This is a genomic window from Mycobacterium sp. ITM-2016-00318 (assembly GCF_002968285.2).
In the GTDB taxonomy this organism is placed as follows: Bacteria; Actinomycetota; Actinomycetes; order Mycobacteriales; family Mycobacteriaceae; genus Mycobacterium.
Genome location: NZ_CP134400.1, coordinates 2,559,457 through 2,580,823, shown reverse-complemented (window position 1 = coordinate 2,580,823; position 21,367 = coordinate 2,559,457). Strand labels below are relative to the sequence as shown.

General features: G+C 66.7%; 18 protein-coding genes. 3 read left to right on the top strand and 15 right to left on the bottom strand.

Features of this window, described 5'->3' with window-relative positions; genetic code table 11:
- Nucleotides 1-82: 82 nt before the first annotated feature.
- Genes meaB through mutA form a run of 3 tightly spaced genes read right to left on the bottom strand, consistent with a single transcriptional unit; the run spans nt 83 to nt 5,152 of the window.
- Nucleotides 83-1,066, bottom strand: a complete 984-nt coding sequence (meaB, locus tag C6A82_RS12605; RefSeq protein ID WP_105344833.1) for a methylmalonyl Co-A mutase-associated GTPase MeaB — start codon at nt 1,064-1,066, stop codon at nt 83-85.
- A gap of 11 nt (nt 1,067-1,077) precedes the next feature.
- Nucleotides 1,078-3,300 carry a methylmalonyl-CoA mutase gene (gene scpA, locus C6A82_RS12600; protein WP_105344831.1) on the bottom strand — a complete coding sequence of 741 codons (2,223 nt, stop codon included), beginning with the start codon at nt 3,298-3,300 and terminating at the stop codon, nt 1,078-1,080.
- A gap of 4 nt (nt 3,301-3,304) precedes the next feature.
- A complete protein-coding gene (gene mutA, locus C6A82_RS12595) occupies nt 3,305-5,152 on the bottom strand; it encodes a methylmalonyl-CoA mutase small subunit (protein WP_105344830.1) in 1,848 nt (615 codons plus the stop codon).
- Nucleotides 5,153-5,256: 104 nt separating this feature from the next.
- Between mutA and C6A82_RS12590 the strand changes: the two genes are divergently transcribed.
- On the top strand, nt 5,257-6,039 hold the full coding sequence (locus C6A82_RS12590) for a TVP38/TMEM64 family protein (RefSeq protein ID WP_233216909.1): 783 nt from the start codon (nt 5,257-5,259) through the stop codon (nt 6,037-6,039).
- On the opposite strand, the gene C6A82_RS12585 is transcribed toward C6A82_RS12590, so the two are convergent.
- Both C6A82_RS12585 and C6A82_RS12580 read right to left on the bottom strand, forming a co-directional pair.
- The gene (locus tag C6A82_RS12585) at nt 5,966-7,195 is read right to left on the bottom strand and encodes an SPFH domain-containing protein (protein ID WP_105344826.1); all 1,230 of its coding nucleotides are present in this window, start codon (nt 7,193-7,195) and stop codon (nt 5,966-5,968) included. The genes C6A82_RS12590 and C6A82_RS12585 overlap by 74 nt on opposite strands.
- Nucleotides 7,196-7,228: 33 nt before the next feature.
- Nucleotides 7,229-7,660 carry an NfeD family protein gene (locus C6A82_RS12580; protein WP_105344825.1) on the bottom strand — a complete coding sequence of 144 codons (432 nt, stop codon included), beginning with the start codon at nt 7,658-7,660 and terminating at the stop codon, nt 7,229-7,231.
- A gap of 59 nt (nt 7,661-7,719) precedes the next feature.
- Here C6A82_RS12580 and C6A82_RS12575 point away from each other — a divergent pair, with 59 nt between their 5' ends.
- Nucleotides 7,720-8,568, top strand: coding sequence for a hypothetical protein (locus tag C6A82_RS12575; RefSeq protein ID WP_311101809.1), 849 nt, complete (start codon nt 7,720-7,722; stop codon nt 8,566-8,568).
- On the opposite strand, the gene C6A82_RS12570 is transcribed toward C6A82_RS12575, so the two are convergent.
- From C6A82_RS12570 to C6A82_RS12525, 10 genes are all read right to left on the bottom strand, one after another.
- Nucleotides 8,565-9,608, bottom strand: coding sequence for a ferrochelatase (locus tag C6A82_RS12570; RefSeq protein WP_105341281.1), 1,044 nt, complete (start codon nt 9,606-9,608; stop codon nt 8,565-8,567). The genes C6A82_RS12575 and C6A82_RS12570 overlap by 4 nt on opposite strands.
- A 2-nt stretch (nt 9,609-9,610) precedes the next feature.
- Entirely contained in the window at nt 9,611-10,420 is an 810-nt protein-coding gene (gene inhA / locus C6A82_RS12565) for an NADH-dependent enoyl-ACP reductase InhA (protein ID WP_105341280.1), read from the bottom strand.
- A 28-nt stretch (nt 10,421-10,448) separates the two neighbouring features.
- Nucleotides 10,449-11,216, bottom strand: coding sequence for a 3-oxoacyl-ACP reductase FabG1 (gene fabG1 / locus C6A82_RS12560; protein ID WP_311101808.1), 768 nt, complete (start codon nt 11,214-11,216; stop codon nt 10,449-10,451).
- Nucleotides 11,217-11,258: 42 nt separating this feature from the next.
- Nucleotides 11,259-12,266, bottom strand: a complete 1,008-nt coding sequence (locus tag C6A82_RS12555; RefSeq protein ID WP_105344148.1) for a VWA domain-containing protein — start codon at nt 12,264-12,266, stop codon at nt 11,259-11,261.
- A gap of 22 nt (nt 12,267-12,288) precedes the next feature.
- Entirely contained in the window at nt 12,289-13,296 is a 1,008-nt protein-coding gene (locus C6A82_RS12550; protein WP_105344154.1) for a VWA domain-containing protein, read from the bottom strand.
- Nucleotides 13,297-13,345: 49 nt separating this feature from the next.
- The gene (locus tag C6A82_RS12545; RefSeq protein WP_105344147.1) at nt 13,346-14,290 is read right to left on the bottom strand and encodes a DUF58 domain-containing protein; all 945 of its coding nucleotides are present in this window, start codon (nt 14,288-14,290) and stop codon (nt 13,346-13,348) included.
- Nucleotides 14,287-15,408, bottom strand: a complete 1,122-nt coding sequence (locus tag C6A82_RS12540; protein ID WP_105344146.1) for a MoxR family ATPase — start codon at nt 15,406-15,408, stop codon at nt 14,287-14,289. Before C6A82_RS12540 ends, C6A82_RS12545 begins: the two co-directional genes overlap by 4 nt.
- 134 nt (nt 15,409-15,542) lie before the next feature.
- Nucleotides 15,543-16,259, bottom strand: a complete 717-nt coding sequence (gene ripB / locus C6A82_RS12535) for an NlpC/P60 family peptidoglycan endopeptidase RipB (protein ID WP_199193697.1) — start codon at nt 16,257-16,259, stop codon at nt 15,543-15,545.
- A gap of 23 nt (nt 16,260-16,282) precedes the next feature.
- Nucleotides 16,283-17,671 (bottom strand): NlpC/P60 family peptidoglycan endopeptidase RipA, encoded by a 1,389-nt coding sequence (gene ripA, locus C6A82_RS12530; protein ID WP_105344145.1) that lies wholly within the window; start codon nt 17,669-17,671, stop codon nt 16,283-16,285.
- Between the two features lie 176 nt (nt 17,672-17,847).
- Complete coding sequence (locus tag C6A82_RS12525) at nt 17,848-18,384, bottom strand: DUF6676 family protein (RefSeq protein ID WP_105344144.1); 537 nt, start codon at nt 18,382-18,384, stop codon at nt 17,848-17,850.
- 159 nt (nt 18,385-18,543) lie between these two features.
- Here C6A82_RS12525 and acnA point away from each other — a divergent pair, with 159 nt between their 5' ends.
- Nucleotides 18,544-21,342, top strand: coding sequence for an aconitate hydratase AcnA (gene acnA / locus C6A82_RS12520; protein ID WP_105344143.1), 2,799 nt, complete (start codon nt 18,544-18,546; stop codon nt 21,340-21,342).
- Nucleotides 21,343-21,367 lie beyond the last annotated feature (25 nt).

The following is a 21,367-nucleotide window of genomic DNA, read 5'->3' as shown; positions in this document are numbered from 1 at the left end:
AGAACCACGGCAAATAAACGCACCGTTACCGATCCGTTAGTTCTCCGCATTTCGGTGGTGCCGGGGCCACTCCGAACAGCAATCAATCGAGCCGGGAGTCAGCCGCGTCGAGGATCTGCTGTGCCGCCAGCGTCGGCGTCAGCTCACCGTCGCGGACCCGGCGTTCCACCTCGGCGCGAACCTTGCGCACGCCAGGGTGGTTGAGCACCCGGTCCAGTACCGTGTCGCGCACCATGGACCACGCCCAGTCCACCTGCTGGGAATTGCGACGAGCCTCGAACTCCCCCGCGTCGGAGAGTACCTGTCGGTGCTTGAGCACCGTGTCCCACAGTTCGGTCAGGCCAGTGCCCTCCACCGCGCTCATCGTCAAAACCGGTGGACGCCAGAGTGTTTCACGCGGGTAGATGAGCCGGATCGCACCCGCGAGCTCGCGGGCGGCGGACTTGGCCTCTACTGCGTGCTCGCCGTCGGCCTTGTTCACCACGACAATGTCAGCAAGCTCGAGCACACCTTTCTTGATGCCCTGAAGCTGGTCACCGGTGCGGGCGAGGGTCAGAAAAACGAACGTGTCCACCATGTTGGCGACCGCGACCTCGGACTGACCGACGCCAACCGTTTCCACCAGGATCACATCGAAGCCGGCCGCCTCGAGCAACACGATGGTCTCCCTGGTCGCCCTGGCCACCCCGCCGAGGGTGCCCGATGTCGGTGACGGCCGGATGTAGGCGTCGGGGTGCACGGCCAGCTTCGACATGCGGGTCTTGTCGCCGAGAATCGACCCGCCGGTGCGCGTCGACGACGGGTCGACGGCCAGCACGGCCACCCGGTGGTCCTGCTCGATGAGATACATGCCGAGCGCCTCGATCGCCGTCGACTTTCCGACGCCGGGAACCCCCGTGATCCCGACGTGCATGGCGCTGCCCGCCTCGGGCATCAACTCCATCAGCAGTTGCTGGGCCTGCTTGCGATGGTCGGCCCTGGTCGACTCGACCAGCGTGATCGCACGCGGCAGGGCCGCGCGATCACGATTCTTGATCGCGGCGGCGAGGTCCCCTGTGTGCGCCATCCAGCCCGCGGCTAGGTCAGCTCGTAGCCCGACCGCTCGGCCAGCTTGTGCAACAGGCCGATCGCCGCGTCCGCGATCACCGTGCCGGGCGGGAAAATCGCGGTCGCGCCCGCGGCATACAGCTCGTCGAAGTCGCCGGGCGGGATCACACCGCCGACCACGACCATGATGTCGGGGCGGCCGACCTCTGCGAGCGCGTCGCGCAGCGCGGGCACCAGCGTGAGATGTCCGGCCGCGAGCGACGAGACACCCACCACGTGGACGTCGTTGTCGGCGGCTTGGCGCGCCACCTCTTCCGGCGTGGAGAACAGCGAGCCGACATCGACGTCGAAACCGATGTCGGCGAAGGCGGTGGCGATGACCTTCTGGCCGCGGTCGTGACCGTCCTGGCCCATCTTGGCGACCAGGATGCGCGGACGCCTGCCGTCGGCTTCGGCGAACTTCTCGACCAGCTCGGTGGCGCTTGCGATGTTGCTGACCTTTCCGACTTCGTCGCGGTAGACCCCGGCGATGGTACGGATCTCGGCCTCGTGCCGTCCCCAGACCCGCTCCAGCGCGTCGGAGATCTCGCCGACGGTGGCCTTCGCCCGGGCGGCGTTGATGGCGAGTTCGAGGAGATTGCCTTCTCCTTCGGCCGCGCTGGTGAGCTCACCGAGAGCCGCCTCGACGGCGGCTTTGTCGCGTTCGGCGCGGAGCTTCTCCAGTTTGGCGATCTGCTCGGCGCGCACGCGGCTGTTCTCGACCTTGAGCACCTCGATCTCGTGGTCCTCATCGACCTGGTATTTATTCACGCCGATCACCGGCTGCTGACCGGAGTCGATGCGGGCCTGGGTGCGTGCCGCGGCCTCCTCGATCCGCAGCTTCGGGATGCCGTCGTCGATGGCCTGGGCCATGCCGCCGTGCTCGTTCACCTCGTCGATATGGGCGCGCACCCGCTGCGCGAGCTGATGGGTGAGCCACTCCACGTAGTACGAGCCTGCCCACGGGTCGATCGGGCGCGTGGTGCCCGACTCCTGCGCAAGCAGCAGCTGCGTGTTGCGCGCGATCCTGGCGGAGAAGTCGGTGGGCAGCGCCAGCGCCTCGTCGAGGGCGTTGGTGTGCAGCGACTGCGTGTGCCCCTGGGTGGCCGCCATCGCCTCGATGCAGGTTCTGGCGACGTTGTTGAACGGGTCCTGCGCGGTGAGCGACCAGCCTGAGGTCTGCGAATGCGTGCGCAGGGACAGTGATTTGGCTTCCCTGGGTTCGAACTGGGCGACCAGCTCGCTCCACAGCAGTCGTCCGGCCCGCAGCTTGGCGACCTCCATGAAGAGGTTCATCCCGATGCCCCAGAAGAAGGACAGCCGTGGCGCGAACTTGTCGATTGACAGGCCCGCGTCGAGTCCCGCTCTGATGTATTCGACACCGTCGGCCAGCGTGTACGCCAACTCCAGATCCGCTGTCGCACCGGCCTCTTGGATGTGATATCCGGAGATCGAGATCGAGTTGAACTTGGGCATCCGCGTACTGGTGTAGCCGAAGATGTCGGAGATGATCCGCATCGACGGCTTCGGCGGGTAGATGTAGGTGTTGCGGACCATGAACTCTTTGAGGATGTCGTTCTGAATGGTCCCGGCCAGCTTCTCCGGTGGCACGCCCTGTTCCTCGGCGGCCACTACGTACAGCGCGAGGATCGGCAGCACGGCGCCGTTCATCGTCATTGAAACCGAGACCGTGGACAGGTCGATGCCGTCGAAGAGCTGCCGCATATCGAGGATCGAATCGATTGCTACACCGGCCATTCCGACGTCGCCCGCGACTCGAGGGTGGTCGGAGTCGTAGCCGCGGTGGGTGGCGAGGTCGAACGCGACAGAAAGGCCCTTCTGACCGGCGGCCAGATTCCGGCGGTAGAACGCGTTGGACTCCGCGGCGGTGGAGAAACCGGCGTACTGGCGAATGGTCCACGGCTGGTTGACGTACATGGTCGGGTACGGCCCGCGCAGAAAAGGCGGCTCGCCGGGAAAGGTGTCCAGCGGGTAGCCCGCCTCCGCGACGGCATCCCGGTCGGCGGCGACGTAGACCGGCTTGACGTCGATGGTTTCCGGTGTCTGCCAGTCGAGTTGGCCGGGTGTGTAGCCGTGCGCCGCCGCGGCGGCAGCCACGTGCGCGTTGACCGCGGCCTCGGTGGCGGGCTCTGCTGCCCGTTGACTGTGCAGAGGTACGTCGGCGAAGCTGCCGATTCCTGTGGTCGCGGTCATGTCGTCATGCCCCCAATCGGGTGAGCAGGTCCGAGAGTGCGCCGACCGCGTCGATCTTGGCGGTCAGGTAGTCGTCCGGTTTGGGATCGGCTTCGGCGACGGCCTTTTCGGGGCCGGCCAGCAGTACACGCGACACCCCGGCCTTGCGCGCGGCCTCGACGACGCCTGCTGCCTCGGCGCCATACCGCGCATCCGTTCCGCAGATCACCCCGACGGCGAGACCGCCTGCGGCGGTGACGGCGTCGGCCACTCCCGTGGCGTCGACGGTGCCCGGGTTCACCGCTTCGATGCCACCCGACGCGAGCAGGTTGGTCGCGAACGTCGCACGGATGTTGTGCTCGCCGAGCGGGCCGAGCGGCAGCAGAAGCACCTTCGGCCGCCCGCCGGTCTTGTCCAGGTGGGCGTCGGACCGGTCCCGCAGCGCCTCGAAGGCGGCGGCGTATCGGGCTACGGTGCTCGTCGAATCATGCTGGGGCAGCGGCGCTTCGTCGAGGTTCGGGTATTCGTTGACTCCGGTGAGTGCGGTGCGGCGGTGGCTGATGTCGTCAGCGCGCTTGTCGCGGACCTCGGCGATCTGCGCAGTGACGAAATCGCGGGCGTCGACGAAACCGCCCATCGCCTCGATCTGCTGGAAATGCTGCCACGCCGTCTCGGCCAGTCGCTTGGTGAGATCCTCGACGAACCAGGAGCCGCCTGCGGGGTCGAGCACTCGGCCCAGATGGGACTCCTCGAGAAGGAGCAATTGGGTGTTGCGCGCGATGCGACGCGCGAAACTGGCTGCGGTGCCGGGCAATCCGCCGGGGATCGCGGCGTCGAAGGGCTGCACGAGGACAGTATCTGCACCGCCGACGCCCGCGCCGAAGGCAGCGACCGTGGTGCGCAGCATGTTCACCCACGGGTCCCGCTGAGCCATCATCGGCATCGAGGTGACGGCATGAACGCGCGCGGCGCCTGCCTCGGGCTCGCCGACCACCTCGGCCACCCGGGCCCACAGCAGGCGCAGCACCCGGAACTTGGCGATCGTCATGAACTGGTCGTCGTCTGCCGCCAGCCGGAAGCTGATCTGCCGCAACGAATTCGACATGCTGAGTCCGGCCTCGCCGAGAAGGCGAAGGTAGGTGACGCCCGCGGCGACGGCGCCGGCCAACTCCCACGACGCGCTGGCGCCGAGGTTGTGGAAAGCGGGTCCGTCGACCGTGATCGCCCGCACCCCGCCTGCGTACTCGCATGCCTTGCCCGCAACGGCGACGACATCGTCGATGTCGGCGGCCGACCGCGTGCCCAGCGGGGCCGTCAGCGGATCGGCGCCCAAGTCGACCGAGAGGCGGGCCCGCTGCTCGTCATCCAGACCGGTGAGCTGCGGTAGCAGGGCGTCGGCGGCGGCAGTGAAGTCTGGCCCCGCAGTCTCAAGTGCGACGGGAACGAGATCGAGGAACACGCCCTCGAGCAGGCGGTCCAGCTCCCCCGCTGCGATGCCGTCGGGTCCGCCGACCCGCAGCACGAGCGCGCTGACACCCTCTGTCAGCGCGACCAGGACGGCGCCGTTGCCGTCGGCGACGGCCTTCTGCCCAGGGGCGGGAAACGCCTCTGCGACCTTCCATCCCGACTTGACGTCGCGCAGCGCGTCGCCGCCGCGGACGAACGGCCATGCGCCCGGCAGCGGCGGCTCAGGCAGGGCGTCCAGGCTGGTGTACAGCGCCCGGATCGGGAAGCCCTCGTAGGTCGGCGAGTCGAGCAGGCTCTCGGGCTCGGGCGGCAGGTCGGCCGGATCACGCCGGGTCGACTTCGCCAGTACGCCCGCGACCGCGGAGCGCCATCGCTGCTGAGATTCCCGTAAACCGGATTCCTGCACGCTATGAGGCTAAATGATCGCCGTTCGCGCAGCTGCCGCCGGGCGGCAGACTCGCGATCGGCATGAGGCGAGTTATCTGCGGGCGGCCCGTAGTGTTGGTAGCCGTGAAGTCCGTCGTCAGCACCCTCGCCGCGATGCGCACCGCGGTGATCTGGACGGCGAAGCAGGTTCCCCGACGCCAGATGGCCGCCATCGCGGCGACCATTGTGATTCTCGTCGCAATACTGTTGCTGGTGCCGCGGCCCGGCGCGATGCAGCTGAGGGACTGGGCGACGTCGGTCGGTCCGTGGTTCCCGCTGGCGTTTCTGGCCACACACATCGTGGTCACCGTGTTCCCGTTCCCGCGGACCGCGTTCACCCTGGCGTCCGGCCTGTTGTTCGGACCGTGGCTCGGCATTGCGATCGCGGTGGTGGCCAGCGCTGTCAGCGCGTTGCTCGCGCTGCTGCTGGTCCGGGCCGCGGACTGGCGGCTCGACCGCCTCGTCCCGCATCCCCGGGTCAAGACGCTCGACGCCCGCCTGCGCAGGCGCGGATGGCCGACGGTCATGTCGATGCGGCTGATCCCCGCGGTCCCGTTCTCGGTGCTCAACTATGCCGCGGGAGCGTCGGCGGTTCGCGTGCTGCCCTATACCGTGGCGACACTGGCGGGCCTGCTGCCCGGCACGGCGGCGGTGGTGATCCTCGGCGATGCGCTCACCAACCACATCAGCCCGCTGCTGATCCTGGTGTCGCTGTTCACCGCGAGTCTCGGCGTGGCAGGCCTCGTCTACGAGATCAAGACCTACCCGCAGCACAACCGTGCGGATACCGGGGCTATCCGCTGTGCCGACCCGGCTGCTGGGGCGGACCATCCTGCCGCTGCTGTGACAGCGGCGGATACTGCATAGGCGGCAGCGGGTCCTCCGACGCCGCAGTTTCCGGAGCTGCGAGCAAACCGGGAACCGGCTTGCGTGCGTCCGCCTCGGCCTTGGCGACAGCCTGAGCGATCGCTGGATCGGTCTGCGTCGTGAACCACTCGGCGACCTCATCGGTGTCGTCCTCGGGCTTGGGCAGGTTGTCCTCGACCGGCGACGGCGTGTACCGGAACACACCGTCCTCTCCCGGTGCACCCAGCATCCTGGTGAAGCCTTCCAATGCGGAGCCGAAGTCACTGGGCACCAGCCAGACCTTGTTCGCCTCGCCCTTGGCCATCTGCGGCAGCGTCTGCAGGTACTGGTAGGCCAGCATCTCCGGAGTCGGCCTGCCCGCCTTGATCGCGGCGAAGGTCTTCTCGATCGCCTTGGCCTGGCCCTGCGCCTGCAGGTAGGACGCCGCGCGTTCACCCTGAGCCCGCAGCATGCGGGACTGCCGGTCAGCCTCGGCGGTCAGGATCGCGGCCTGCTTGGCGCCCTCAGCGGACAGAATCTGGGCCTGCTTCTGGCCCTCGGCCTGCTTGATCGCCGCCTCCCGGCTGCCCTCGGCGGTCAGGATCATGGCGCGCTTCTCGCGGTCGGCCCGCATCTGCTTCTCCATCGAGTCCTGGATCGACGGCGGCGGGTCGATGCTGCGGAGCTCGACGCGCGCCACCCGCAGTCCCCAGCGGCCGGTCGCCTCGTCGAGCACGCCGCGCAGCTGCCCGTTGATCTTGTCGCGCGAGGTCAGCGTCTGCTCCAGCGTCATACCGCCGACGACGTTTCGCAGCGTGGTGGTGGTCAACTGCTCGACACCGACGATGTAGTTGCTGATCTGGTAGACCGCGGCCTGTGGGTTGGTGACCTGGAAGTAGACGACGGTGTCGATGTTCACCGTCAGGTTGTCCTCGGTGATCACCGGCTGCGGCGGGAACGACACCACCCGCTCGCGCAGGTCCACCCGTGCCCGAATCCTGTCGACGAACGGCAGCAGCAGCGTCAGCTGACCCGACACGGTCTTGCTGTAGCGGCCCAGCCGTTCGATCACCGCGGCCTCGGCCTGCGGGATCAACGCGACTGACTTCGCGACGACGATGGCGGCGAACACGATCAGCACGCCGACGAGGATCAGGCCGGCGATGGCACCGTCCATTGTGGGTTCCCTTCCCTAGCTGTCCAGGCTTCTCTAGACCACTTTTTGGACGACTGCGGTGGCGCCGTCGATGCGCACGACGGTGACGTGGTCGCCCGGTTCGTAGACATCGTCCTCGTTCAACGGCCGCGCCGTCCAGACCTCGCCGTCGAGCTTGACCTGACCTTCGTGGCGACCCACGCGGTCGAGCACCATCGCACTCTTGCCCTCCAGCTCTTTCGGGCGGTCCAACAGTCCAGTGCCCTCGGTGAAGCGGCGTTTCAATGCCGGCCGCACCACCACCAGCAAAAGCACTGAGACGACCATGAACACGATGCCGTCGATGACGTAGTTGTCGAAGATCAGGTTCGACCCGGCCGCGGCGAGGGCTCCACCACTCAGCATCAGCAGGAAGAGGTCGCCGGTCAGCGCCTCGGCCCCGGCCAGGCCGAGTGCGGCGACCAGCCAGATCAACCAAACAGGCATGCCGAGAGCGTAGCGCGTGGTCGGCCCATCCAGCGGTGAACTACTACACTGCGAGCATCATGTGGTGCCCTAGTGTCTCGTTGTCGGTGTGGACCAACGCCTGGCTCGCAGGAGCTGCCGCGCCTGACGACGTCCTGGATGCGTTATCACAATGGGCGCCAAGGCATTCGGTAACCGCCTACGACGCCGTCGCGGCAGGCAGCACGGGTCTGCCCTGGCCCGAAATGAACCACTCGGGGACGATGTCGCTGCTGCAGACGCTGCGGACCGCGGCCGGCATCCCTGTGGGCTCGCCTGCGTTCTCCGTCGTGCTTCCCGTTCCCGGCGATGTCCGCGGGCTGCCCGCGGGCACCCAATTCCAGCGCGACGCGGTGACGGCGGGCGAGGCCATCGTCATCGACGGCGGGCCGACGTCGGCAGCCGCGGTCGGCCTGGTACCCGACTTCGAATACGACGACGCCGACGAGTCCGAGGACGCCGAGGTGTCCGGCCTGAGCTGGACGGTGTACTCGATGCCCGCGGCGCCGCGCGCCGAACACGTCGACCTCGGCGATGCGGAGTTCGCGCTGCGCTCGGCGGTGCGGTCGGCGGCTGATGCGCTCGGCGCCATCCGCGCCGAAGCGGGCGGCTTGGACGTCGCCGATCCGCGCAAGCTCGTCGAGCAGGTGATGGAGTCCTCGGGGCAGCACCGGGCACCAGACCATGCACCGTCTCGGGCGCTGCGCGTGCTGGAGAACGCCGCGCACATCGATGCCATCGTCACCGTCAGCTCGGGGTTGATGCCGATCGGTTTGCAGAGCTCCTCGGAGGCCCAGATCGCCAACGAGGCGCTGCGACCGCTGTCGGCGGTGGTGCGCTCGGCCAGACTTGCCGCGGTGAGCGCGATACTGCACTCGGCCTGGCGCTAGCCCCTGACGCACCGGGGCGTGCACAGGGTCCCGTCAACCGAATGGCCCTGCAGCGGCGGCGCTTCGGAACCCTGCGGGCTCGCCGACCGGATAGGCTCCCGACCGTCGCGCACCTCGTCGATCAGATCCACGGCCAGTCGCGCGAACCGGCGGTCGGCGTTCGGCGTGGTCGCCCTTGCGAAGGCGATGCCGCGCTCCTGCGCCTGCGCACGCAGCTCGTTGTCGAGGTCCCACACCACCTCGATGTGGTCGGCGACGAATCCGACCGGACAGACGATGACGGCCTTGACGCCCGAGTCGGCCAGAGTCGAAAGGTGATCCCCCACATCGGGTTCCAGCCAGGGCACCTGCGGTGGCCCTGAGCGCGACTGCCACACCTGGTCGTAGTCGGCGTATCCCACCCTCGCAGCGACGAGTTGGGATGCGTAGGCCACCTGTCTGGCATAGAGATCGGTACCGCAGCGCGACGCAGCGGCACGAGGGATCGAGTGTGCGGTGAACACGAGGCGGGCCTCTGCGCGCAGCGCCTCGGGCAGCGCCCTGGCCGCATCGTCGATCGACTCGGCGAACATCTCGACGAACAACGGGTGGTCGAAGTACTGGCGCAGCTTGACCAGTTCGGGGGCGCCGACCCCCGCCGCGTCCCTGCCCCTGACGATGTCCTCGATGTACTGGGTACAGCTCGAGTAGCCGCCCCACGCCGATGTGGTGAACACCGCCGCACGGCCGATGCCGTTGTCGCGCATCGCCCTTACCGCATCCTCGACGTAGGGCTCCCAGTTCCGGTTGCCGAAGTACACCGGCATGGCCTCGTCCCGGTCGGCCAGTTCGGCTTCCAGCTGCGCGATCAGAGCGCGGTTGATGCCGTTGATCGGCGAAACCCCACCGAAGTGCAGATAGTGCTCGGCGACCGAGGCCAGCCGCTCCCGGGGTATGCCCCTGCCGCGAGTCACGTTCTCCAGGAACGGCATCACCTGCTCGGGGGCCTCCGGCCCGCCGAAGGACAGCAGCAGGACGGCATCAAAACCCGAGCCTGCCATTCCTAGAGCAGCTGGGTGTGTGCGCCGCCGTCGGCGTAGACGACCGTTCCGGTGGTGGCGGGCAGCCAGTCGGACAGCAGGGCGCACACCGTCTTGGCCACCGGCGTCGGATCCTTCATGTTCCAGCCGACCGGAGCACGCTGATCCCAGCCCTCCTCGAGCAGTTGGATCTGGGCGCCTGCGTCCTCACCGAGCGCGCCGCCGACGATGGCGCTCATCGCCAGAGTCCGGATCGGCCCCGCGGCAACGAGATTGGAGCGCACGCCGAACGGACCGGCCTCCCGCGCGACGAACCGGTTGACCGACTCGAGTGCGCTCTTGGCGACGGTCATCCAGTTGTAGGCCGGCATCGCCCTGGTCGGGTCGAAATCCATCCCGACGATCGAGCCGCCCTCGTTGAGGACCGGCAGCGTCGCCTTCGCCAGCGACGCATACGAGAACGCGGAGATGTGAATGCCCTTCGCGACATCCTCGTAGGGCGCGTCGAAGAACGGGTTGACTCCCATGCCGGTCTGCGGCATGTAGCCGATCGAGTGCACGACGCCGTCGAGCTTGTTGCCCTCGCCGATCACCTCGGTGATGCGGCCTGCGAGGGAGTCGAGGTGCTCCTGATTCTGTACGTCGAGTTCCAGCAGCGGCGCCTTCTCCGGCAGCCGGTCGGCGATGCGCGCAATGAGCTTCATCCGGTCGAAGCCGGTGAGAACCAGCTCTGCACCGGCCTCCTGCGCGACCTTGGCGATGTGAAATGCGATCGACGAGTCCGTGATGATGCCGGTGACGAGTATTCGCTTGCCTTCGAGCAGTCCTGCCATGTGAAAAGTCCTTCTCTCTATCGAAGATTCAGTGGCCCATGCCCATGCCGCCGTCGACGGGGATGACCGCGCCGGCGATGTAGCTGGCATCCTCGGACGCCAGGAAGCTGACGACCCCCGCGACCTCCTCGGCGGTGCCGACCCGCTTCGCCGGGATGAACCCGAGCGCCCCCTCCTGGATCCGCTCGTCCAGCGCGCGGGTCATCTCGGTGTCGATGTAGCCCGGTGCCACCACATTGGCGGTGACGCCGGCCTTGGACAGCTCTCTGGAGATCGAGCGGGCCATGCCGATCAGACCGGCCTTGGCCGCCGCGTAGTTGGCCTGGTTGCCGATGCCCCACATGCCGGACACCGAGCCGATGTAGATGATCCGGCCGAACCGCTTGCGCTGCATGCTGCGCGAGGCCCGCTGCGTTACCCGGAACGCCCCGGTGAGGTTTGCATTGATGACGTTCTCGAACCTCTCCTCGGTCATCCGCATGAGGAACGCATCCTGGGAGATTCCGGCATTGGACACCAGCACTTCGACCGGCCCTTGGTGCTGCTCGACCTCGGTGAACGCGCGATCGACGGCGTCATTGTCGGTGACGTCGCACACGACGCCGTACAGCCCGTCGGGAGCGCCCGATCCGCGGTGGGTGACCGCCACCTTGTGGCCGTCCGCGGCGAGCCGCTGGGCGATGGCGAGGCCGATACCGCGATTTCCCCCGGTGACCAGCACCGAACGGGAGACGAAGGGCGGGCGACCGCCGGCCGTCCGGTCGGCGGTGTCGGCCGCAGCGCTGTCTCCTGTCATGCGAGCCAACTTAACGTGTGTCGACCATCCTCAAGAAATCGCTTAGTTGGGCAGTCGACGGTTGACCAGAAGCGCGCACACCGCGGCCAAGGCCAGCACCAGGGCGCCGAGCCGCAGCCAGCCCGTGCCGGCGTCACCCTTCTGGGTCTCGTAGCCGATCTGCTCCTGCAGGTTGGTGAAGACCTCTTTGAGCTCCTCGACGTTCGATGCGCTGTAGCTCTGGCCGCCGGACAGCTGGGCGATCTTCTTGAGCATCTCGTCGTCGACGGGCACCGGTGTGCGCTGACCGTCCATGTCGACGGTGCCGTTGGGCGTGCCGAAAGACACCGTCGAGATCGGCACACCCTGGTCCTTGGCGGTGCGCGCGGCGGTGAACGCGCCCTTGGGGTTGTCCGGGTTGGGCGGCACGGTTTCCTTGCCGTCGGACATCAGCACGATGCGTGCGGGCGGCGGCGTGTCGCCGCCGCCGATCACCGCGCCGACGGTGGAGATCGCCTGCAGCGCGGTGAAAATCGCCTCACCGGTCGCGGTCCGGTCGGCCACCTGCAGCTTGTCGATCGCATTCTTGGAGGCGTCCCTGTTGGTGGTCGGCGATACCAGCACGGTGGCGGTCCCGGCGTAGGAGATCAGCCCGAGGTTGACGCCGGGCGTCATCTGGTCGACGAACTGCTTGGCGGCCTCCTGCGTCGCGGCCAGCCTGCTGGTCGACACGTCGGTCGCCCGCATCGACTGCGAAACGTCGATCACCAACATCACCACGGCACGGTTGCGTGGGATGCGGACGTCATGCGTGGGACCGGCCATTGCGACGGTGAACATCACCAGCGACAGCATCAAGAGGACCGTCGCCAGATGTCGCCACCGCGACGGTCGTTTGGGGGCAACGCTTTCCAGCAGCTCGGTGTTGGCGAATCGGAGCAGCCGCTTGCGCCTGGCCCTCTGCATGGCGAGGTAGAGCCCGACCAGCCCCGCCACGACCAGGAGGAACAGGAAGTACCAGGCGTGGTCGAAGCCCGTCAGTGTCATCGGTCCGAGCACCGGTAACGTCATGTGCTACTTGCCATTTCTGTCGCTAGTTGGGTAGCCGCCGGTTGAGCAGCATGGCTGCCAGCGCCGAAAGGGCCAGGATCAGGGCGCCGAGCCGCAGCCAGCCTGCGCTGGCCTCGCCCTTGATGGTCTCGTAGCCGATCTGCTGCTGCAGGTTCGAATAGACCTCGCGCAGCTGATCCAGGCTTGAGGCCGTGTATGCCTCGCCGCCGGACAGCTCGGCGATCTTGCGCAACATGTCGTCGTCGACGGGCACCGGCTGCCGCTGGTCGTTGATCTCGACGTATCCGTAGGGCGTGCCGAACGAAATGGTCGAGATCGGCACACCCTGATCCTTGGCGGTGCGGGCCGCGGTGAACGCGCCCTTCGGGTTGTCCGGATTCGACGGCACCGTCTCCTTGCCGTCGGAGAACAGCACGACGCGGGCGGGTGGTGGCTCGTCACCGCCACCGATCACCGCGCCGACGGTCGCGATGGCCTGCAGCGCTGTGAAGATGCCCTCACCGGTTGCGGTGCGGTCGGCCAGTTTCAGCGTGTCGATCGCGGCCTTGGTGGATTCGCGGTTGGTCGTCGGTGACACCAGCACGGTGGCCGTCCCCGCATAGGCGATCAGGCCGAGATTGATGCCGGGTGTGAGTTCGTCGGCGAATTGCTTGGAGGCCTCCTGCGCGGCGGCCAGCCGGTTGGGTGACACGTCGGTGGCGCGCATCGACTGCGAAACGTCGATCACCAGCATGACGACGGCGCGATTGCGCGGAATGCGGACATCGTGCGTTGGTCCGGCCATCGCGACGGTGAATAACACCAACGCGAGGACCAGTAGGATCGCGGGCAGGTGGCGCCAGCGCGTAGGCCGTTTGGGCGCAACGCTTTCCAGCAACTCCATATTCGCGAATCGAAGCATTCGTCTCTGCCGGGCGAGCTGCACGATGATGTAGAGCACAGCGATTCCGAGCACGACGAACAGAAAGAGGAAGAACCAAACGTGTTCGAATCCCGACAGCGTCATCGGTCCGAGCAACGGTAATGTCATGTGCGAGTTGTCATTTCGTTGGACTATGCCCTGTGCTTCGCGCAAGCGCTCATCGGCCGGCCAGCGCACCTCGGCGACGGCTGGCGACGAACCTGACGACATCGGCGATCCAGTCCCGGTCGGTGCGCAGTGTCAGCAGCGGCGCGTCGCAGCGCCGCAGCGTCCTTGCCACCTCGGCACGATGCGCGGCCGCCGCCTGTTCGAAGTCCGACCGCAGCTGTTCGTCGATGGTGAATTCGCGGGTGACACCGGACTCGGTGTCCTGCAGGATGACGTCGCCGACGGGCGGCAGCTCGACGTCCCGCGGGTCGATGATCTCGATGCCGAGCACCTCGTGTCGTCCCGCGATCGCGCGCAACGGCCGCATCCAGTTGATCGGTCCGAGGAAGTCGCTGATGATCACCGCCATCCCGCGGCGCCGCTCGGGCCTGCGCAGCGCGTCGATCGCGGCGGCGAGATTGCCCCGCACTCCGGTGGGCGCCTTCGGCATCGTCGCGATCGTGCGCAGCATCTCCTGCTCGTGCATCCGGCCTGACAGCGCGGGCACGCGGCGCACGGTGTCGCCGTTGGCGATGATCGCCCCGATCCGGTTGCCGCCACCGCTGTTGAGGAAGGTGATCGCCGCTGCCGCCGCCACCGCGAGGTCGCGCTTCTCGCAGCCGGTCGTGCCGAAGTCCAGGCTGGCCGACATGTCGACCACCAGCCAGGTTTCCAGCTCGCGGTCGGCGATCATCTGGCGCACATGCGGCGAGGTGGTACGCGCCGTCACCGACCAATCCATCCGGCGCACGTCGTCACCGGGCTGATAGAGCCGCGACTCCCCCGGCTCAGAGCCGGGGCCGGGCAGCAGCCCGAGATGGTCGCCGTGCAGCACGCCGTCGAGCTTGCGGCGCACCGTCAGCTCGAGCTTGCGCAACGCTGCCGTAAGCGCGGGGTCACGGATCTCCCCGCGCTTGAGCGACGGCAGATCGACGTTGCGTCCCGAGGTGGTCACCGACCGCTGGCCGCGGCCGCTGCGGCGGGTACGGCGGGCGGCGCTGAATGGCCTTGCTGCGGAATGGCATTCACCTGCGGAAGACCGACCGTCTGAAGGATCCGGTTGATCACCGTCTCCGCGGAGATCTCGTCGGCCAGTGCGTCATAGGTCAGCACAAGGCGGTGCCGCAGCACATCGGGAATGACCTCAACGACGTCCTGCGGGATGACGTAGTCGCGGCCGCGCACCAGGGCCAGCGCTCGCGAGGCTGCGATGATGCCGAGCGAGGCGCGGGGTGAGGCACCGTAGGCGATCCACGCCTTGGCGTCGGGCATGCCGAACTTCTCGGGCGTGCGCGTCGCGGTGACGACCCGGACCACGTAGTCGACGAGCGCGTGATGCACGAAGGTGTTGGCTGCCACGTCCTGCAGTCGGAGCAGGTCGCCGGGTGCGAGCACCTGCTTGGGCTCCGGCGGCTTGACGCCCATCCGGTAGATGATCTCGCGCTCTTCCTCGGGCGTCGGGTAGTCGATGTTGAGCTTGAAGAGGAACCGGTCGCGCTGTGCCTCGGGAAGGGCGTAGACGCCTTCCTGCTCGATCGGGTTCTGGGTGGCCATGACCAGGAACGGCGCGGGCAGCGGAAAGGTCTTGCCGCCGATGGAGATCTTGCGCTCGGCCATCACCTCGAGCAGCGCCGACTGAACCTTGGCCGGCGCGCGGTTGATCTCGTCGGCGAGCAGGAAGTTGACCACGACAGGGCCGAGTTCGATGTCGAACTCCTCTTTGCCCTGCCGGTAGATGCGGGTGCCGACGATGTCGGTGGGCACCAGGTCGGGGGTGAACTGGATGCGGGCGAACGTGCCGCCGACGACCTTGGCGAAGGTCTCGACGGCGAGCGTCTTGGCGACGCCTGGGACACCTTCGAGCAGCAAGTGTCCCTTTGCGAGCAGGCCGACCAGCATGCGCTCGACCAGCAGGTCCTGTCCGACGATGATGCGTTTGACCTCGAAGATCGCACGTTCCAGCGTTTGCACCTCGTTCTGCGTGCCTCCGGAGTTCGCGGGCGGCGGCGGAGCAGCGTGAGTGTTAGGGGGATAACCCTGCGCCGGGCCCTGCGGCCCACCTGCTGACGTCATCGACGATCCTCTTACTTTGTAGGTCATAGACGCAGGTCGTGCGCCGCGGGCGGGGTGCCCGCCGTCAACTATTCCAGGCACCACGTAATCCGTCGACGTTGCCCGGGACTGCTCAGCGTCCGCTCAGCCCGCGCTCAGGATTCGATCATGCGTGCCAGATAGGGCTGCAGACCCGCCCTTCGCAGCGGGCTCACGGTGACTTTCTCGGCGCTGCCTGCGGCTTCCAGCATCTGGTTGTTGCCGAGGTAGATAGCGACGTGCTGGCTGCCACCGGGACCCCAGAACAGCAGGTCGCCGCGTTTGGCCTGCGACTGCGGAACCTTGCGGCCGGTGTTGTACTGATCGCCCGAGTACTTGGGGATCAGCACGCCGACGCCGGCGAACGCGAACCGGGTGAAACCGGAGCAGTCGTAGCCGACGATGCCTTCGTCACCGTCCACGCCCGCACTGGGCCCGCTGGGCGTGCCGCCTCCCCATGAATACGGCACGCCCATCTGCGAGGCCCCGCGGCGAATCACGTACTCGATCGCCTGGGGTCCGCGGACCCGGCCGACGCCAACGCTTCCCGTGCCTGCGCCGCCGCTACTGCTTCCACCCAGACCAATGGTGTGCAGAAATTTCTGTCCCAGGCTCTGGGTGGTCTCGATCGCCGTCTGAGTGGCTTGGAACGACGCGTTGGCGATCGCGACCGGATCACCCGGCGCCCCGGCGCTGAGCACCTTGGGCAGTGTCGGGTCCCATTGACCGTCATCGGGCGCGGCTGTCGCCGGAATCGACAGCACGAGCGTCATGGCCAAGGCCGCAAGAAGCGGCAGGGCACCCTTGGCGCAGCGGGATATGTTGTGGCGCATCAAGTTCAAAAGGATCACTCGCATCAGTATTCGATGTACCGGACGACGTAGGGGGTCATGCCGCTGGTGCGTACCGGCGAGACCTTCACCTGCGATCCGGTGAACGGCGCCTCCAACATCTGGTTGTTACCGAGATACAGCGTCACGTGTTGGCTGCCGCCGGGCCCGTAGAAGATGACGTCGCCGCGGCGCATCTGCGACGAGGGGATCTTGCGGCCCATGTCGTACTGCGAACCCGAGTAGTGCGGGAGCTTGATCCCGACGCCTGCGAAGGCGTAGAGGATCAGGCCCGAGCAGTCGAATCCGACTGTGCCGGCACCCGAATCGATGCCCTTGCTCGGCCCTGCGGCGTTGCCGCCACCCCATGAATAGGGCACACCCATCTGGGAACCGGCACGCTGGATGACGTACTCGGACGCCTGCCTGCCGTAGACGCGGGGTATCGCGCCGTTGGTGAAGCCGCTCGGGGTGGGCAGGATCCCTATTTTGCGGAGGAAGCCCCGGCCCATGTCGGCGGTGTACTGCGCCGAGGTCGACGAGATGCCGAGCACCGAGTTGATGATCGCGATCGGATCGCCGCTGACGAATGCACTCGGGATCGCGGGCAGGGTTGGATCCCATACGCTCTGGTCCCAGTTGCCTGCGGCGGGCGCGGGAGTTCCGGGCGCGCGGTCCCAGTTGCCCGACGAGTTGGCCATCGGCGCAGCGGGTTTGGGAGCACCGGCCGCAGGCGCCGACCACTGCCGGGCCGCAGCAAGCTTGGCCTGCGCGGCGTTGCGTTCGGCCGTCAGCGCCGTGAGCTGAGCCTGCTCATCGGCGAACGTCTGCTTTGCCGACTTCAGCGCCGACACGGCGGCATCCTGGCTGGACTGCGCGTCCACCGTGGCCTGATCGGCCTTCTGATTCGCGAGCCTGGCCGCGGACTCCCTGTTGACCTGTTCGGTTCGCGCCCGCTGCAAATCGGTCACGACCTGCTGCGCGCTGGTGGCAAGCGTTTGCCCCGCCGAAGCCGTGTCGATCATGTCGGCGGGGTCTCCCGCCGTCAGATACGAACTCGACGGCCCGTTGACGTAGGTGGACGCCGCGAAGGTGTCGAACTTGCGCTGCGCGGAGGTGATCGCGGCGTCCGCGTCGGCGACGGCGCGCCTGCTGGCGTCAACCTGCTTGGCAGCATTCGCGGCGTTGTCGCGGGCGTTCTGGACGTCGACGATCGCCTTGTTGACGCTCTCCTGCTGAGCCTGGATGTTCGCGCCCAATTCGGCCAGCTTCTGGTCGACGTTGGCGATCGCGGCGACCAACGAGCCGACGGAGTCTCCACTGGCGGGTTCGGCGGCAGCTATACCCCCCGGGGTGTAAAACGCCGTCGCCAACAGGATGCCGAGCGACGCGAACGCGCGAGGGGTGCGTCTCATTCGACTCGGATCTCCTCGCAGAAGTCACAAATACAACAATGACACCAGTGGGTTCTTCTGCACCGTACGTCACAACTGACGCTAAAGAAACTCTCGTAACAAACTACATATCTGTAATTAGAGAGGATGTGACCGAATGGTGATATTCACCATTCGGCAGGCGCTCCTGCCAGGCGTTATTCGGCCGTCTCTGGTTCTGTTTCGGCAATCCCGCGTTTGCTTCGGACCTGCAGTAAACGGGTTGCGACCGCGGCGGCCAATACGAGAAGGGTGAGCACGACGGAGAATGCGGTCCAGGGAAAGTGTGGTGTCGTCAACTCGCTGACGAAATTCTTCGACGACTGCACGGGGTCGCCGTTTTTCGCGATATCCTGGCCGGATTCGAGCGTCGCCCGGTCGAAGTCCTCGCTGTAGGTGCCTGCCCACGTCGGGCTCATGGCGAGCACCGTCGACCCGGGATACGCCTCTCCGACCTCGGTGGCGATATCGCGCAGCGGGGTGTCGATCGGCGGGTTGGTCGAGATCACCACGATCTTGAGGTCGATGCCTTGTCCGCGCGCATCGGTGACCACCTGCCGCAGTTCGGGCACCGCCTTGACGTCGGCGGGCGGCACACTCACGCCGTCCTCGCGCACGTCGGCCAATACCTGGTTCATATCGACTTCTGGCGGGATATACGACGGAAGGAACGGGATCACGTCCGGGCCGGCCACACGAGAACCGTACGCGATACCGACCGAAACAGGTGGCAGCACGCCGCCGCGAGGACAAGACTGAACCTGCCAGGCTTGCTTTACAGGACAAGCGTACTGTTAGATTGGAACAGCCGCGGACGACAGCCCGTCGCGGCGATTACTGAGCCGGGAGTTGATGTGAGCAGCAAGGATTCGTACGAAGCCCGCGACACCCTCAAAGTCGGGGACAAGAGCTATGAGATATACCGCCTCGACGCGGTCAAGGGCACGGAGAAGCTCCCCTACAGCCTCAAGGTGCTCGCGGAGAACCTGCTGCGCACCGAGGACGGCACCAACATCACCAAGGACCACATCGACGCGATCGCGAACTGGGATCCCGAGGCCGACCCGAGTGTGGAGATTCAGTTCACCCCCGCGCGCGTGATCATGCAGGACTTCACTGGGGTGCCCTGCATCGTCGACCTGGCGACCATGCGCGAGGCCGTCGGCGACCTCGGCGGGGACCCCGACAAGGTCAACCCGTTGGCGCCCGCCGACCTGGTGATCGATCACTCCGTGATCGCCGACCTGTTCGGTACGGCGAACGCGTTCGAGCGCAACGTCGAGATCGAGTACGAGCGCAATGGCGAGCGCTATCAGTTCCTGCGCTGGGGCCAAGGCGCATTCAACGACTTCAAGGTGGTGCCGCCGGGCACCGGCATCGTGCACCAGGTCAACATCGAGTACCTGGCCCGCGTGGTGTGGGAACGCGACGGCGTCGCGTACCCGGACACGTGTGTGGGCACCGACTCCCACACCACGATGGAGAACGGCCTCGGCGTGCTGGGCTGGGGCGTCGGCGGCATCGAGGCGGAGGCCGCGATGCTCGGCCAGCCGGTCTCGATGCTCATCCCCCGTGTCGTCGGCTTCAAGCTGACCGGTGAGCGCCCTGCGGGCGTCACCGCCACCGACGTCGTGCTCACCGTCACCGAGATGCTGCGCAAGCACGGCGTGGTCGGCAAGTTCGTCGAGTTCTACGGCGACGGTGTCGCAGAGGTACCGCTGGCCAACCGCGCCACGCTGGGCAATATGAGCCCCGAGTTCGGTTCCACCGCGGCCATTTTCCCGATCGACGACGTGACGATCGAGTACCTGAAGATGACCGGCCGCAGCGAAGAGCAGCTGGCGCTGGTCGAGGCGTACGCCAAGGAACAGGGCATGTGGCACGACCCGAAACGAGAGCCGAAGTACTCCGAGTACATCGAGCTCGACCTCGGCGATGTGGTCGCCTCGATCGCAGGGCCCAAGCGTCCTCAGGACCGGATCGCACTGACGGATGCAAAGTCCGCCTTTCGCAGAGACATTCACAACTATGTTGAGGACGGCGCGGAGAATCCGCACACCAAGCTCGATGAAGCGGTCGAGGAGACCTTCCCCGCCAGCGACCCCGCCTCCAACCTCGCCTTCGCCGACGACGACGTCATCGTGCCGTCGGCCGCCGTCGGGGCGAACGGCAGGCCAACCAATCCCGTTGAGGTCGAGTGCGAAGGCCGCGGCGAGTTCATCCTCGATCACGGCGCCGTGGTGATCGCAGCGATCACGTCATGTACCAACACCTCAAACCCCGAGGTGATGCTCGGTGCGGCGCTTCTGGCGAAGAACGCAGTCGAGAAGGGCCTGACGTCCAAGCCGTGGGTGAAGACCACGATGGCCCCCGGTTCGCAGGTCGTCACCGACTACTACGAAAAGGCCGGGCTGTGGCCCTATCTGGAGAAGCTGGGCTTCTACCTGGTCGGCTACGGATGCACGACCTGTATCGGCAACAGCGGTCCGCTGCCCGACGAGATCAGCAAGGCCGTCAACGACTGTGACCTGTCGGTCGCCGCGGTGCTGTCGGGCAACCGCAATTTCGAGGGCCGGATCAACCCGGACGTGAAGATGAACTACCTGGCCTCTCCTCCACTGGTGATCGCCTACGCGCTGGCAGGCACCATGGACTTCGATTTCGAGTCGGAGCCGATCGGCAAGGACGAGTCCGGCAACGAGGTTTTCCTGAAGGACATCTGGCCGTCTCAGCAGGACATCAACGACACCATCGCCTCCGCCATCAACACCGAGATGTTCACCAAGAACTACGCCGATGTGTTCAAGGGTGACGAGCGGTGGCGCAACCTGCCGACACCGAGTGGCAACACCTTCGACTGGGACGACAACTCGACGTATGTTCGCAAACCTCCGTACTTCGACGGCATGCCAGCCGAACCGGAGCCGGTCAGCGACATCACGGGCGCCAGAGTGCTGGCGCTGCTTGGCGATTCGGTCACGACGGACCACATCTCCCCCGCCGGCAGCATCAAGCCGGGCACGCCCGCTGCGCAGTACCTCGACGAGCACGGGGTGGACAAGAAGGATTACAACTCCTACGGCTCGCGGCGCGGTAACCACGAGGTGATGATTCGCGGCACATTCGCAAACATTCGGCTGCGCAACCAGCTGCTCGACGACGTCGCCGGCGGCTACACAAGGGACTTCACCGACGGCGGCGAGCAGGCGTTCATCTACGACGCCGCGCAGAACTATGCGGAGCAGGACATTCCGCTTGTCGTGTTGGGCGGCAAGGAGTACGGGTCGGGATCGTCGCGTGACTGGGCGGCCAAAGGCACCAGGCTGCTCGGCGTGCGCGCGGTCATCACCGAGTCGTTCGAGCGCATCCACCGCTCGAATCTGATCGGCATGGGCGTCATACCGCTGCAGTTCCCCGAGGGCGAGTCGGCGGAGTCACTGAAGCTGGACGGGACGGAGACGTTCGACATCACCGGCATCGAGGCGCTCAACCACGGCAAGGTTCCGAAGACGGTGAAGGTCAAGGCCACCAAGGACGAGGGCAAGGACGTCGAGTTCGACGCCGTGGTCCGCATCGACACCCCCGGAGAGGCGGATTACTACCGCAACGGCGGCATCCTGCAGTACGTGCTGCGCAACATGCTGAAGTCGTAGCCCGGGCCGACGATCTCCCGAGCGA

Excerpts from the sequence above, each read along its gene's own strand:
- inhA (WP_105341280.1), bottom strand. The coding sequence starts at position 10,420 with ATGGCAGGACTGCTCGAAGGCAAGCGAATACTCGTCACCGGCATCATC.
- C6A82_RS12570 (WP_105341281.1), bottom strand. The coding sequence starts at position 9,608 with ATGGCAGGCTCGGGTTTTGATGCCGTCCTGCTGCTGTCCTTCGGCGGG.
- C6A82_RS12540 (WP_105344146.1), bottom strand. The coding sequence starts at position 15,408 with ATGACGTCAGCAGGTGGGCCGCAGGGCCCGGCGCAGGGTTATCCCCCT.
- scpA (WP_105344831.1), bottom strand. The coding sequence starts at position 3,300 with ATGACCGCGACCACAGGAATCGGCAGCTTCGCCGACGTACCTCTGCAC.
- fabG1 (WP_311101808.1), bottom strand. The coding sequence starts at position 11,216 with ATGACAGGAGACAGCGCTGCGGCCGACACCGCCGACCGGACGGCCGGC.
- C6A82_RS12550 (WP_105344154.1), bottom strand. The coding sequence starts at position 13,296 with ATGACATTACCGTTGCTCGGACCGATGACGCTGTCGGGATTCGAACAC.
- C6A82_RS12580 (WP_105344825.1), bottom strand. The coding sequence starts at position 7,660 with ATGCCTGTTTGGTTGATCTGGCTGGTCGCCGCACTCGGCCTGGCCGGG.
- C6A82_RS12575 (WP_311101809.1), top strand. The coding sequence starts at position 7,720 with ATGTGGTGCCCTAGTGTCTCGTTGTCGGTGTGGACCAACGCCTGGCTC.
- C6A82_RS12585 (WP_105344826.1), bottom strand. The coding sequence starts at position 7,195 with ATGGACGGTGCCATCGCCGGCCTGATCCTCGTCGGCGTGCTGATCGTG.
- ripA (WP_105344145.1), bottom strand. The coding sequence starts at position 17,671 with ATGAGACGCACCCCTCGCGCGTTCGCGTCGCTCGGCATCCTGTTGGCG.
- ripB (WP_199193697.1), bottom strand. The coding sequence starts at position 16,259 with ATGCGCCACAACATATCCCGCTGCGCCAAGGGTGCCCTGCCGCTTCTT.
- meaB (WP_105344833.1), bottom strand. The coding sequence starts at position 1,066 with ATGGCGCACACAGGGGACCTCGCCGCCGCGATCAAGAATCGTGATCGC.
- C6A82_RS12555 (WP_105344148.1), bottom strand. The coding sequence starts at position 12,266 with ATGACGTTACCGGTGCTCGGACCGATGACACTGACGGGCTTCGACCAC.